We start from the raw sequence: 14,035 nt of genomic DNA, 5'->3' as shown, positions 1-14,035 counted from the left end.
CCGCAGGAGCAGTAGATGATGGCAGCCGCAAAATTCGAACCCAGTATTCACAAAAAACATAACTGGCTGATATTGGCGCTGGTATTAGTGTTACTGACGGTGTTGTGGCAGGGCGTCAGTCTGTTTCAGCAATACCGTAACGGCAGCCAGCTGGTGCAGGTGGCCACGCCGGTGATTGATGAACTCTATCGCATACACCACAACATCATGATGCCCGGTGCTGAAACCACAGTGCTGCTGGAAGAGCAAAGCCGTCGGCTGGCCTTGCTGGTATCGCACTTTAATAAATATCTGCAGCAGTTAAAGATGGCGCCTCTTGCCGAGTCTCTGCAGCCTGACGTCTACCTTGAGCGCTTGCAGAAATTACAGGATGCCGAGCTGCATGCCCGCCATAGTCTGCAGCATTTTATCGAGACCAGGAACAAGATACGTCAGCCTGAACAGCGGGCCGCCTTGCAGCCGCTGCTGCAGCGCAGCCGGCTCTATCTTTACAGTACTAACCCGCTTTTTGTGCAGGTGCTGGAGCAGCAGGCCATCAAGCTGGAGTCATTGTGGCCCAAGGCACCGGCCATGGCAGAAGCCTTGTATGCCCATGGCATTTTTATCAGCGATCTGCATGAACTGGTGCTGCTCAGGCAGGACCTGGCCGGTCGCAACATCACGCTTTTTTACCAAAAAGTGACCGAGTGGCGGCAGCAAGCCGAACGCAACCGGGATCGCTTACTGGTACTGGCACTCATGCTGTTGCTGGGCGGCCTGTGTGTGGCAGGGGGGGTGCTTTACATCAATAACCGTAAATTACATAAAGCCAATATCAGTGCCAGCTCACTGGCACAGGCGAAAACCGACTTTCTGGCCAATATGAGTCATGAAATCCGCACTCCCATGAATGCCATCATCGGCTTTGTGTCGTTACTGCAGCACACCCGCCTTGATCAGCGCCAGCAGGACTATCTGGCCAAAATCGGCTTGTCTGCCGATAACCTGTTGTTACTGATTAACGATATTCTCGATCTCACCAAGGTGGAAGCCGGCAAACTTGAGCTGGAAAATATTGATTTTGATCTGAATGAGCAGCTTGAGCAGCTGGCGGTGCTGTTCGCCGACATGTCGGAACAAAAGCGGCTGGAAGTCATTATTGACAAAGCCCCCTCAGTGCCCGACAGGCTGCGGGGCGATCCGCTGCGGTTGGGGCAGGTGCTGACCAACCTGGTCAGCAATGCCCTTAAGTTCACCGAGCGCGGCGAAGTGATGGTCAGCATTTCTCTGACCGATGAAGTCAGCCCCAGGCTGTGTTTTGAAGTGCGTGACACCGGCATTGGCATTATGCCCGAGCAGCAGGAGCAGCTGTTTCAGTCATTCAGTCAGGTGGATGCCAGCACCACCCGCAAATACGGTGGCAGCGGATTAGGTCTGAGTATCTGCCGGCATCTGGTGGAGCTGATGCAGGGGGATATCAGGCTGCACAGTGAGCCGGGCAGAGGCTCGGTGTTTTATGTGTATTTGCCGCTGCACCTGGCACAGGAGCAGGTTCAGCAGTCAGAGTGCCTGTTTGAACCCGGCACCCGGGTGTTACTGGTGGATGACAATGCACATGCCCGTGAGGCGCTCACTGCCATGCTGAGCAATGCCGGTTTTGTGGTGCATGGCGCGGACTGTGCCGAGCAGGCCCGCAGCTTATTGAAGCTGCATGGCACCGAGTTTGATCTGGCCCTGATAGACTGTTGTCTGGGAATGGAAAACGGCATGGATCTGGCACGTTATATTCGTCAGCAACCCGCATTTGAAGGGTTGCCTGTGGTGGTGGTCAGTGCCTTTGGCAGAGAGCGGCAAACGGCTCAGATGCGCCTGCTGGGCATTCATCATTATGTTTCCAAACCGGTGACCTGGCAGCGTTTGTCGGCCTGTTTAAGCAAGGTATTGCACCCTCAGACAGCATCTGCTGATGTGGTGGTCACCACCACAGAGCAAGACAGTTATCGCCAGCAGCTGGAAGGCATGCATGTGTTGCTGGCAGAAGATAACCGGCTTAACCAACAGCTGATAGTAGAATATCTGTCCCGGGTGGGCGTGCGCGTTACCCTGGCCGATAACGGCCGCCAGGCCGTTGAGCTGCTGAGGCTGCAACCCTTTGATGTGGTGCTGATGGACTTGCAGATGCCGATTCTGGACGGGCTGGAAGCAACTCGACAGATACGGCGGCTGCAGCAGCATCATCAGGTTCCCATTATTGCACTGACCGCCAGTGCCATGCGGGCAGATCAGGAAAGCAGTCTGGCATCGGGCATGAACGCCTACATTTCCAAGCCGGTGAGCAGTGTTGTGCTGTATAAAACTCTGCAGGAATACAGTGGCAGACCCATACCGCCGCTGTCTTCCTCTGTGGTATCGTCTTCACCGCCGGTGACGGCCTCCCAGGCTGCTAAAACAGCGGTGGCCGACCTGCTGGCCTGCCGGGATCAATTGTGGCTGGTGCAGGCGGCTCAGGCCGAAAAGAACCGGGCGGAAACCACACAGCTGCTCAATGAGCTGGCGCATTGTGCGGTCGCAGCCGGAGAAACCGCATTGGCAGATCTGGCTGAGGCGGCCATGGTCTGGCCGCAACAGGGAGAGGATGTGCCCTATGCTCAGCTGGAATTACTGCAAAGAGAGCTGGCCATGGTGTTATCTCGCTACAACTAGCATAAATTTATGTGTAACGTGATCTTTGTCACACATTGTTTTGTTTTGGTTTTATGTTCTGATTTTTTAGTTTTTGTTGGAGTTTTATATTTCAAGTAAAACCTGCCGCAGTTTAACCACCAATCCCCTTTGGGAAGCGGGTTTGAAAGAGGTTTTTTCATGCATAAGGCAAGGTTTTTTTGTGATGTAACTCGCTGGATTTTTCCCTGATTTTGGATGATATTCTCGCCCAACAGGCATTCAGATTCCAAAGTAGGGTAGCGTTATGAAAGTATTGGTTTTAGGTAGTGGTGTGGTTGGCGTTACCAGCGCCTGGTATCTGGCTCAGCAGGGGCATGAAGTGGTAGTGCTGGACCGCCAGCCCGATGCCGCAGAAGAAACCAGCTTTGCCAACGCCGGCCAGCTTTCTTTTGGCATGTCTTCTCCCTGGGCTGCGCCGGGCATTCCGGTCAAGGCCATGAAATGGATGTTCCAGGCTCATGCCCCCCTGAAAGTGCGCCCCGGCACCAATCCGGCGCAGTGGAAGTTCATGCTGTCGATGCTGGCCAACTGTAATGAAAAATCCTACAGCATTAACAAATCCCGCATGGTACGCGTATCCGAGTACAGCCGTCAGTGCATCAACGCCCTGCAGGATGAACTGGGGCTGCCCTTTGAAGGCCGTAAAAAAGGCCTGTTGCAGGTATTCCGTACCGAAAAGCAGGTAGCCGATGCCGCCAAAGACATCAAAGTGCTGCAGGAATTTGGTGTGAATCACGCCATGCTGAATGTAGAAGACTGCATTGCCCGTGAGCCCGCACTGGCCCGGGTAAAAGACAAACTGGTAGGCGGTCTGCACTTTCCGGACGATCAAACCGGTGACTGCAATCTCTTTACCAAGGCACTGGTGAAAAAGTGTCAGGAAAAAGGCGTTGTGTTCAAATTCAACACCGAGATCAAGGCACTGGTGCGTGACGGTGACGAAATTCGTGGCGCTCAGACCGATCATGGTCTTGAAACTGCCGATCAGGTGCTGGTGTGCATGGGCAGCTACTCGCCGTTTCTGCTCACGCCGCTTGGCATCAGTCTGCCCATTTATCCCATCAAAGGCTATTCACTGACCATTGATGTGAAAAAAGACGAAGATGCGCCTCAGTCCACGGTAATGGATGAAACCTACAAAGTGGCCATTACCCGGTTTGAGAACCGTATTCGTGCTGCCGGCACCGCTGAACTGGCCGACTTTAACAAGGATCTGCCCAAGGCCCGGCTGGATACCATTTCTCAGTCGGTCACCGATTTGTTCCCGGAAGGCGGTCATATCGACAAGGCCGAGTTCTGGACCGGTTTCCGCCCCATGACCCCGGACGGTACTCCCATTATCGGTGGTACCCGCTACAAGAACCTGTGGCTGAACACCGGTCACGGTACGCTCGGATGGACCATGGGTGCCGGCTCTGCCTCGCTAATTGCCGATCTGATCAGCGGTAATAAGACCGATATCGACAGCGACGGCCTGGCTTACAGCCGCTACGGTTAAGCTGGCCGGAGAAGCAAACCGCTTCTCATCTGGACACTGAACGCCAAAAAACGCACTATTGCCGTTTTTTGGCGTTCTTCGTTTATGCTGCTTACTCTGCTCAATATAGTGCTGCCGGTGTTTGCCGTGGTGGCGGTCGGTTTTCTGTTTGGCCGTCGTCAGCACAACCCGGAAATGGGCTTTGTAAACGCGGCCAATGTGGCGGTATTCTGCCCTGCACTGGTGTTCTCGGCGCTGATCAGCAACCCGGTTTCCCTGTCTCAGAGCTGGCCGTTAATTGTGGCCGGTGCATTGTGCATCATACTGCCGGGGCTGATGCTGGCGCTGTTTCATGTTCGCGGTATTGAGCGGCGCACTCAGGTGCTGGCGGGCATGTTCCGCAACACCGGCAATATTGGCATTCCGCTGATGATGCTGGCCTATGGCGAGGAGCAGCTGGGGGCCATTATTATTTTGTTTGTGCTCTCTAACCTGCTGCACTTTTCCCTTGGGCTGTTTATTCTTTCCCGCGAGGCCGGCCGCTGGCAGTGGCTTAAAAATCCCATTGTATGGGCGGCCGTGGCCGGGGTTGTGCTGGCCGATCATCAAAGCCTGTTGCCGCAGTTTGTGTATACCAGTGCCGACTTGCTGGGCCAGATGGCGGTGCCGCTGATGTTGTTTGCACTGGGCGTGCGCTTGTCGGCGGGCGAGGTGGGCAACCTGGGGCCGGCATTTAAACTGAACCTGCTGTATCTGCTCGCCGGTGCCGCCAGTGTTGCGCTGGTGGCCTGGTGGCTGCCATTAACCAATGACTGGCTTAAACTGCTGGCATTATCAGTGATGTTGCCGCCGGCGGTGCTTAACTATCTGCTGTGCGAGCAATATCGCTGCCAGCCCGACAAAATGGCCAGCATAGTGCTGCTGGGTAATGTGATGTCGGTTGCCGTGATCCCGGTGGTGGTCTTTCTGACCCTCACCTATCTGTAAAGAGAGCTGCGAAGCTTGCAGCAGTCGAGTATCGAAGCATCAATGCGGTTGCACTCCGCCGACACGCTTCGAGTACTTCCCTGTAACGCTCGAAAATGCCATCCATGGCATTTAATGCTCGGCTACGGCAAACCCCATTACTGCTTCGAGTGTCTGCAGGCGGTAGATGGGACAAGACGGTTGGGACGAGTCCCAACACTCTTCAATTCCCGCCAGAGTTAGCTTGGTTAAATTTACGTTAAATTAATTTTAACACCAGGTTAATACCAAAGTCTAAGTTTCAATCAGCCCTGCCAGCGCTATTGTTATTTTCGAACCGTATTCGGCTATTCAAGGAGAGGAAGAATGGCGTTCGAAAATCAGGAAAAAGCAAAAGCATACTGGCAGGAAAACCTCAGGCTGATGGGCATATTGCTCGCCATCTGGTTCACGGTTTCCTATCTGTTTGGCATTGTGCTGGTAGAAGCCCTCAATGCCTTCACTATTGGCGGTGCCAAGCTGGGGTTCTGGTTCTCCCAGCAAGGGGCCATCTACGTCTTTGTGGTGCTCATTTTCGTTTACGTATGGCGAATGAATGTGCTCGACAAAAAATACAACGTTGAAGAAGAGTAAGGGGTAGGAAATGGATATCCAAACCTGGACATTTATACTGGTGGGGCTGAGCTTTGCCCTCTACATTGGCATTGCCATCTGGGCTCGTGCCGGCACCACAGGTGAATTCTATGTGGCTGGCGGTGGCGTGCATCCGGTGGCCAACGGCATGGCCACCGCAGCCGACTGGATGTCGGCGGCGTCGTTTATCTCCATGGCAGGCATTATTTCCTTTGCCGGTTACGACGGCAGTGTGTATTTGCTGGGCTGGACCGGTGGCTATGTACTGCTGGCGCTGTGTCTGGCACCCTACTTGCGCAAGTTCGGCAAGTTTACCGTGCCCGACTTTATCGGTGATCGTTACTATTCTCAGACTGCCCGCATGGTAGCGGTGTTCTGCGCCATTTTTGTGTCCTTCACCTATGTGGCCGGACAAATGCGCGGCACCGGCGTGGTGTTTTCCCGCTTCCTGGAAGTAGACATTGATGTGGGCGTAATCATCGGCATGGCCATTGTGTTCTTCTATGCGGTACTTGGTGGCATGAAGGGCATTACCTATACCCAGGTGGCCCAGTATTGCGTGCTGATCTTTGCGTTTCTGGTGCCTGCCATTTTTGTCTCTCTGCTGGTGACCGGCACTCCGGTGCCGCAGCTGGGCTTTATTGGCCAAACTAGCGACGGAATGGAGCTGCTTGATAAACTGGACGGCCTGTCGCAGGAGCTGGGCTTTACCGAATATACCTCCGGCAACAAATCGGGCATTGATGTGTTCTTTATTACCGCCGCGCTTATGGTGGGTACTGCCGGTCTGCCTCACGTGATTATTCGCTTCTTCACCGTGCCCAAGGTGCGTGATGCGCGTATTTCTGCCGGCTGGGCGCTGCTGTTTATCTCTTTCCTCTACACCACGGCACCGGCTGTGGCTGCCTTTGCCCGGGTTAACATGATTGAAGGGCTGAACGGCCCCGACGGTCAGGGTGTGGCTGCCGAGCAGGCTCCCGCCTGGGTAGGCAACTGGGAAAAAACCGGCCTGGTTAACTGGGAAGATAAAAACGGTGACGGTCGCCTGTTCTATTCCGGTGACGAGCGTAATGAAATGACCATCAGCCCCGATATTATCGTGCTGGCCAGCCCTGAAATCGGCAAGCTGCCCAACTGGGTAGTGGCATTGCTGGCGGCGGGCGGTATGGCGGCGGCGCTGTCGACGGCAGCGGGTCTGTTGCTGGTTATTTCCACCTCCATTGCCCACGATCTGCTCAAGAAAGGCCTCAAGCCCGACATGACCGATAAGCAGGAGCTGATGGCCGCGCGTATTGCCGCTGCAGTGGCCGTGATTGGTGCCGGTTATCTTGGTATCAACCCGCCCGGCTTTGTGGCACAGGTAGTGGCCTTTGCCTTTGGTCTGGCTGCCGCGTCTTTCTTCCCGGCCATTGTGCTTGGTATTTTCTACAAGAAAATGAACAAGGAAGGGGCCATTGCCGGCATGGTGAGCGGCATTGCCTTTACCGCCAGCTATATTATTTACTTCAAGTTCATCAACCCCGCCGCCAGCACCCCGGAAAACTGGCTGTTCGGCATTTCCCCCGAGGGCATTGGTACCCTGGGCATGCTGGTTAACCTGACCGTGTCTTTGGTGGTGGCCAAAGTGACTCGTGAAACCCCGCAGGAAGTGCAGGAACTGGTAGAAAGCATTCGTTTCCCCAAAGGGGCAGGCGAAGCTCACAGCCATTGATCTGCATCATGGTAAATATCAGGGACGCGTAAGCGTCCCTTTTTTATTTCACTGGTTTGCAAGCCTCTGTTCATTAACTGCTTTTATCTGTTTATACTGGCTTTTTTATTTTTCGGTGGCGTTAAGGATCTGAATGTTAAAATGGTTCAAATCCGCTCAAAGCAGCACGGTAGTCAGCATCTATCTTACCCAGACGGCGCTGTATGCAGTGGAAGAGCAATATCCGCGGCAGGTGATTGAGCTGCTTTTTAATCAGGGCGAATCCGCAGCCTCAGCGCTGGTCCGGTTAATCGGGCAGCAACAATGGCAGGGCCGCCGAATAAAACTGGCACTGGGCCGGCATTTTTACCGGCAAACACAAATAGACAAGCCCGCCATGCCCGACGACGAGCTGGCCCAGGCCTTGCCCTGGTGCATGCGAGAAATGGTGGATGAACCGGTAGAGCAGCTGCTGTTTGATTATATTGATTTGCCAACGGGGCCGCAGGGCACAGCGCGCATTGCCGTCTATTACAGCAAGCGCCAGCCGCTGGCCGAGCTGGTGGCTGCCATTACGCCGCTTTGCTCCATCGCAACCATGGGGCCAGATGAACTGGCCATGTGTAATCTGCTGGCGGCTGATCAGCGAGGACTGGTGCTGCACAAGGTGCCCGGCCAGGAGCTGACCATGACCTTTATTCATCAGGGACAGTGGCATTTTTCCCGTACCATTCGTGGTTTTCAGGCGCTGGATGATGAGTCGATGGCGGTTGATCAGTTTGTATTCGACAACCTGCTGCTTGAACTGCAGCGCAGCATTGACTACGCCACCGGCCAGCTGAAGCTGAATGCTCCCAATCAGTGGTTTTTGGCGTTGCCGCAACGAGTGACTCCGGAAGTGCAGCTGGCTATTAAGCAAGTATTTGATATTGAAGCCGAATCATTGACCAATGAGCACTTGTCACCGGTCAGCCTGCCCGCCATCGGTATGCTGGAGGAGGACAAGGCATGAAAACCCGCATTGAGTTTTATCAGGCTGCCCTCAAGCCGGTAAAAGAGCTGCCCACCAGCCGCCATGTGCTGCTGGGCATGCTGGCCGTTGTGTTGTTGTGGGGTCTGGTGTTTGCCTGGCAGTCGGTGACAAACCATCGTCTGACCGTTGGCAACCAGCAGCTGCAGCAACAGCTGGACGCGGCCCAACATACGGTAGCCCGGCTGCAGCAAAGTGTGGCGCTGCTGAATCAGGCTCAGGACGACACCGAGCGCCTTCGTCTTGAGCGTGATATTCGTACCCGTCGCCAGCTGCTGGGGCTGCTCAGCCGGGATCAGCTGGTGTCTTATGCCAGCACCCTGGACGACCTGGCCCGGGTACCCTGGCAGCAGCTGTCTCTGACCAGCCTGCAACTGCAGGGGCAGGCCATGACCCTCACCGGCGAGGCTGCCACCGCCGCTGCCGTGCCGGCCTGGATCCTAGGGTTTGAACATTATCAGAGTCTGGCCAGACGCGAGTTTGGCAAGCTGGATATTCATCAGAATGGCACCGAAGGCCTTGAATTCAGTCTGCACAGCGACGGAGTAGCCCGATGAAAGCAAGGCTTAAACAGCTTCACGATGCTTATATGGCCCGCAACCGGCGCGAGCGCTGGTTACTGGCCGTGGTACTGTGGGCGCTCACGGCCTGGGCCGGGCTCACTTTGTATGAGCAGACCCTGGCTGCCACCGGCCAGCAGCTGCAGGCACAACAGCAGCTGCTGGAACGGCAAATTAACGAGCAGCAAGGACTGGAGCAGGAATTTAACCAGCGTATCAGTGAGCTTAAAGCCAACGATCAGCGGGCGCGGGTGGCCCGGTTGTCTCGTCAGTTAAGTCAGATCAATGCCAATGTGGATGCCCGCATGCGCACCCTGGTGGGGCCCGAGCAAATGCCGGCGTTGTTGCTGTCGGTGCTGGATCAGCAAACCGGGCTGACCTTAACCGGCCTGACCAACCTGCCTGCCGAGCCCATAAACCCGGCTCAGGAAGGCGGCGACATACTCTACCGGCACGCGTTGGCGCTGGAGCTGTCGGGCAGTTATTTGCAGCTGCTCGACTACGCCAAACAACTGGAAAGCCTGAGCGGACGCATTTTCTGGCAAAGCCTGAGCTTTGAGCTGCAGCAGCACCCCACCGGTCTTATTCGGCTGGAGTTTTTTACCATCAGTCAACACAAGGAGCTGATCCGTGGTTAACGCCAGTGTTCTGCTGTTTTCATTATTAAGCACCGCCGGCAGTGTGCAGGATCCGACCCGGCCGCTGGCCGGCGGGCCGCAGCCGGTGACCGAGGCGGACAAACCCGCAAGCAATAACAGCAGTGTGCCTGTAGTGCAGGCCATTTTTGCCGGCGGCAGCACCCAGGGTGCCATCATTGACGGCCAGTGGGTGACGCTTGGCAAGGCAGTTGGCAACTACCGCCTGCTGGCCATCACCAAAGAGCAGGTGACCCTGGAAAACCAGGGCAAGCGCCTGATCCTGAACCTGTTCTCTACTTTTAATGATACGGATACCCCATGAAACGGATGCTTAAACCGCTTACATTGGCCCTGGTTGCTGCCGGCCTGACCGCCTGTGTGCAGACCCCCGACGGCTCCTTGCCCAAGCAGGCGCTGGACGAAGCCCTGCAAACCCGGCCCGATGCCGTGCCCGCTGTGGTGGAGCAGGAGCTGTTAAGCAGCCGCCGGCCGGCAGCCGGCACCAGCCTGGCACCGGCGCGCCGTTTTGATATTGCCGCCCGGGACGTAGATGCCCGGGAGTTTTTTGCCGCCCTCGGCAGCCAGCATAACGTGAGCATTGCGGTGCACCCGGATGTGACCGGCACCATTACCCTTAACCTGCGCCGGGTGACCCTGCCGGAAATTCTGGATGCCATCTCCGGCCTTTACGGCTACGGCATAGAGCAGCGCAGTGGCGTCTATCAGGTGTATGCCAACGGCGTGCGCAGCCGTACCTTTAATGTGAATTATCTGATGTTGTCGCGCAATGGTCAGTCGCAAACCGCCATCAGCGGCAGCAGCCTTGGCAGCAGTGACGAAGACAGTAATACCGGCGGCAGCTCTACCCGTATTAATACCGAATCCAATAATGACTTCTGGTCTGATCTGGAAAGCGCCCTTGGCCGGTTAATTGGCAATGAAGAGGGCAGGGTGGTGGTCACCAACCCTCAGGCCGGCCTGGTGACGGTGCGCGCTGCTCCCGACGAGCTGGCACTGGTAGACGACTTTTTAACCCGGGCCGAACGTCAGCTCAAACGCCAGGTAATTCTGGAAGCGCGCATCGTGGAAGTGGAGCTGAATGACGGTTATGAGCAGGGCATAGAGTGGAATAACCTGTCGGCAAACAGCCGCTCTGGTCAGGTTGCTACGGGTAATACGGCGGTAACCTACCCCGGCTTTTTAAGTCCGTTGTCAGACTTGCTGGGAGGCGGAGCTGTATTTACCTATACCGATGGTAACTTTGATGCGGTGGTAAACCTGCTGCAAACCCAGGGTGAGGTAAATACGCTGTCAAACCCTCGTGTTACTACCAGCAATAACCAGAAAGCGGTGATTAAAGTAGGCACAGACGAATACTTTGTGACAGACTTTTCCATTGAAACAGAAACAAATAACGATGGCAGCACCAACCGAATTTATCCGGAGCCCAAATATAAGCCGTTCTTTTCGGGTATATCTTTAGACGTCACCCCCCAGATTGGGGAAGACAACCGTATTTTGCTGCATATTCACCCGGCTGTCGTGGAAGTTGAAGAAGATCTTAAGCTGTTACCACTGGATAATAATGTCACTATACCCTTGAATTTTGCCAAAAGTACGGTGCGTGAGTCGGACACGGTAGTAGAAGCCGCCTCTGGTGAAGTGATTATTATTGGTGGCTTGATGCAGGAAAAACAAACCGAACAGGAAACGGCCATTCCATTGATCAGTGAAATACCTGTACTGGGCAATTTATTTAAAAACCGTAATCTTGCTACTCAGAAAAGCGAGCTGGTGATTATGCTGCGTCCGGTGGTGGTGGCCGCCAATACCTGGCAGACCGAGCTGCAGCGCTCCCGGGATCTGCTGGAAAAATGGTATCCGCCCCAGCCTGAGACGGTACCGCTGAGCCAGGAATACCGGGGGGCACGATGAAGCTGACGGCAAGTCTGCTGCTTGTGCTGACGGCTGCCATGGCTTATGCCGATGATCAGCCCGACTGGAACGATCCGGTGTGGGCTCAGGTCATGGCCACGCCGCCGGCGGCCAGCGAGTTGTCCATCAGTGAAGTCACGGTCAGCCGTGCCGATCAGCTGGCAGAAGCCGAAGCCACCGCCAATGCGGCGCTGGCCACGGGCAACTGGATGCAGGCCGAACAGCAGTTGAATGATGCGCTGGCACGTTATCCTGATGCTCATCAGTTGCGGCTTAAGCTGGCGGCACTGCAATATGGCCGGGGCGCACCGGCACAGGCCAAGGCGCTGTTGCAGCAGGGGCTGGCGCAGGCGCAGGCACCGGAGCAGGCCGAGCTGCGCCTGACGCTGGCCCGTATTCTGGCCAATGAAAACCGCCATGCCGCAGCCTGGCAAGTGCTGAAGCAAGCCGAGCCGGAGCTGGCGCAACACCTGGACTATTATGCCCTCATGGCCGAAGCCGGCCGGCGCAGTGGCCGCTGTGAAGACGCCATGGCCGTTTATCATCGCCTGCTTACTCAGCAAAACAGCGGCCCCTGGTGGCTGGGGCTGGGATTGTGCCAGCGCAGTCTGGGCCGGGATTTCACCCATGCCTTTGAGCAGGCGCAAGCCAGTGTGGATCTGGGTGTGGCATCCTTGCAATTTGTTAACCAGCAACTGGAGCAACATGGCACAACGCAAACTCACTAAACGTCTCGGCGAGCTGCTGATTGACCATGGCGTGATCACCCAGGGCCAGTTGGAAACCGTGCTGCAGAAGCAGCGTCAGGAAGGGGGCCGCCTGGGAGCCGTGCTGGTGCAAATGGGCATGCTCACCGAGCTGGAGCTGCTGGGTTTTGTGGCCGAGCAGCTGGACATTCCCCTGCTGGATCTCAATAAAGTCGATATTGATCCCCTGGCGGTCAAGCTGATGTCGGAAGTGTATGCCCGCCGTCACCGTGCGCTGGTGATCGGTGCCGACGACACTCAGGCTACAGTGGTGCTGGCCGACCCCGCCGATCTCGACACCCAGGATGCCATCAGCAATTTGCTCTCGCCCCGGGAAGTACACCTGGCGGTGGCCCCTCACAGCCAGATGCTGGCGCTGTATGATCAGCTCTACCGCCGCACCGACGACATTGCCAACCTGGCCGGCAAGCTGTCGGAAGAGCATGCGCCCAGCCGCACCGTGATTGAAACCGCCGGTCTGGAAGACAACGACGCCACCGTGGCCCGCCTGCTTAACTCGCTGTTTGAAGATGCCATGCAGGTGGGGGCCTCCGATATTCACATAGAGCCCGACAATAAAGTCATTCGTCTGCGCATGCGGGTAGACGGCCTGCTGCAGGAAACCCAGCTGAAAGAAGTGGCCATAGCGCCGGCGCTGGTATCGCGGCTCAAGCTGATGGCCGGGCTGGATATTTCCGAGCGGCGCTTGCCGCAGGATGGCCGCTTTGAGCTGACCATTAAACACAATCCGGTGGATGTGCGCATGGCCACCATGCCGGTGCAATATGGCGAGGCGGTGGTACTGCGGCTGCTGGATCAGTCCGGCGGCACCCGCACTCTGGAGCAGGCGGGCATGCCGCCTGCCTTGCTGGCCTCCTTCCGGCGCAAACTGGCCAGCCCCAATGGCATTATTCTGGTCACCGGCCCCACCGGCAGCGGTAAAACCACCACCCTCTATGGTGCCCTGGCGGAGCTGAACACCCCCGACCGTAAAATTATTACCGCCGAAGATCCGGTGGAATACCGGCTGCCGCGGGTCAATCAGGTGCAGGTAAACAGCAAGGCCGGGCTCACCTTTGCCCGCATTTTGCGCACCAGCCTGCGCCAGGACCCCGATGTGCTGCTGATTGGCGAAATGCGCGATCAGGAAACCGCCGAAATTGCCATGCGCGGGGCGCTGACCGGCCACCTGGTGCTGTCTACCCTGCACACCAACGATGCGCCCAGCTCGGCAGTACGATTAATGGACATGGGCGTGCCCGGTTATCTGGTGGCCAGCACCCTCAAGGCCGTGCTGGCCCAGCGGCTGGTGCGCAAAATTTGTGAATACTGCAAGGTGCCGGCCCAGCCCGACGAGAGCGAACGCCAGTTTTTAATACATTTGAATCCGCAGGCCGAACAGGGCCGCTTCTATCGTGGTGAAGGTTGTGCCAGCTGTAATCACACCGGTTTTAAAGGGCGAATAGGGGTGTTTGAGTGGCTGGAAGTGAATCAGCCCATGGCCGATGCCCTGCGTCATGAAAATACCCAGGCCTTTGAAACGGAAGTGGCCCGTCTGCCGGGCTTTGTGACGTTGCCTCAGGCGGCCCTGGAGCAGGCACTGGCAGGCAACATTGCCGTTTCTGAGGTGCTGCGCCTGTCTGAGTGGGTAGACTGA

At 56.2% G+C, this 14,035-nt stretch carries 12 protein-coding genes; all 12 read left to right on the top strand.

The genetic code is table 11. From position 1 onward, the window contains the following. The first annotated feature begins 15 nt into the window (after positions 1-15). The 12 genes from G364_RS0103715 (at position 16) to G364_RS0103660 (ending at position 14,035) form a co-directional block, all read left to right on the top strand. Positions 16-2,682, top strand: a complete 2,667-nt coding sequence (locus tag G364_RS0103715; RefSeq protein ID WP_019933809.1) for a hybrid sensor histidine kinase/response regulator — start codon at positions 16-18, stop codon at positions 2,680-2,682. A 265-nt stretch (positions 2,683-2,947) separates the two neighbouring features. Continuing rightward, positions 2,948-4,201, top strand: coding sequence for a D-amino acid dehydrogenase (locus G364_RS0103710; RefSeq protein WP_019933808.1), 1,254 nt, complete (start codon positions 2,948-2,950; stop codon positions 4,199-4,201). 84 nt (positions 4,202-4,285) lie between these two features. Next, positions 4,286-5,167 (top strand): AEC family transporter, encoded by an 882-nt coding sequence (locus G364_RS0103705; protein WP_019933807.1) that lies wholly within the window; start codon positions 4,286-4,288, stop codon positions 5,165-5,167. 345 nt (positions 5,168-5,512) lie between these two features. Next, positions 5,513-5,779 (top strand): DUF4212 domain-containing protein, encoded by a 267-nt coding sequence (locus G364_RS0103700; RefSeq protein ID WP_019933806.1) that lies wholly within the window; start codon positions 5,513-5,515, stop codon positions 5,777-5,779. A gap of 10 nt (positions 5,780-5,789) precedes the next feature. Continuing rightward, entirely contained in the window at positions 5,790-7,490 is a 1,701-nt protein-coding gene (locus G364_RS0103695; RefSeq protein WP_019933805.1) for a sodium:solute symporter family protein, read from the top strand. Between the two features lie 133 nt (positions 7,491-7,623). Further along, positions 7,624-8,481, top strand: a complete 858-nt coding sequence (locus G364_RS0103690; protein ID WP_019933804.1) for a hypothetical protein — start codon at positions 7,624-7,626, stop codon at positions 8,479-8,481. After that, the gene (locus tag G364_RS0103685) at positions 8,478-9,056 is read left to right on the top strand and encodes a PilN domain-containing protein (RefSeq protein WP_019933803.1); all 579 of its coding nucleotides are present in this window, start codon (positions 8,478-8,480) and stop codon (positions 9,054-9,056) included. Before G364_RS0103690 ends, G364_RS0103685 begins: the two co-directional genes overlap by 4 nt. Next, the gene (locus tag G364_RS0103680; RefSeq protein WP_019933802.1) at positions 9,053-9,697 is read left to right on the top strand and encodes a type IV pilus inner membrane component PilO; all 645 of its coding nucleotides are present in this window, start codon (positions 9,053-9,055) and stop codon (positions 9,695-9,697) included. Before G364_RS0103685 ends, G364_RS0103680 begins: the two co-directional genes overlap by 4 nt. Beyond that, positions 9,690-10,019 carry a hypothetical protein gene (locus tag G364_RS0103675; protein ID WP_019933801.1) on the top strand — a complete coding sequence of 110 codons (330 nt, stop codon included), beginning with the start codon at positions 9,690-9,692 and terminating at the stop codon, positions 10,017-10,019. The genes G364_RS0103680 and G364_RS0103675 overlap by 8 nt, the downstream gene beginning before the upstream one ends. Continuing rightward, positions 10,016-11,632: a pilus (MSHA type) biogenesis protein MshL gene (mshL, locus tag G364_RS0103670; RefSeq protein WP_019933800.1), complete on the top strand. Its 1,617-nt coding sequence runs from the start codon at positions 10,016-10,018 to the stop codon at positions 11,630-11,632. The genes G364_RS0103675 and mshL overlap by 4 nt, the downstream gene beginning before the upstream one ends. Next, positions 11,629-12,360, top strand: a complete 732-nt coding sequence (locus G364_RS0103665) for a tetratricopeptide repeat protein (RefSeq protein WP_019933799.1) — start codon at positions 11,629-11,631, stop codon at positions 12,358-12,360. The genes mshL and G364_RS0103665 overlap by 4 nt, the downstream gene beginning before the upstream one ends. Continuing rightward, the gene (locus G364_RS0103660) at positions 12,338-14,035 is read left to right on the top strand and encodes a GspE/PulE family protein (protein WP_019933798.1); all 1,698 of its coding nucleotides are present in this window, start codon (positions 12,338-12,340) and stop codon (positions 14,033-14,035) included. The genes G364_RS0103665 and G364_RS0103660 overlap by 23 nt, the downstream gene beginning before the upstream one ends.

Source organism: Oceanimonas smirnovii ATCC BAA-899 (genome assembly GCF_000381965.1).
Taxonomy (GTDB): domain Bacteria; phylum Pseudomonadota; class Gammaproteobacteria; order Enterobacterales; family Aeromonadaceae; genus Oceanimonas; species Oceanimonas smirnovii.
Note: the sequence above shows the minus strand (reverse complement) of the source record. Positions and strands in the feature narration are given on the sequence as shown.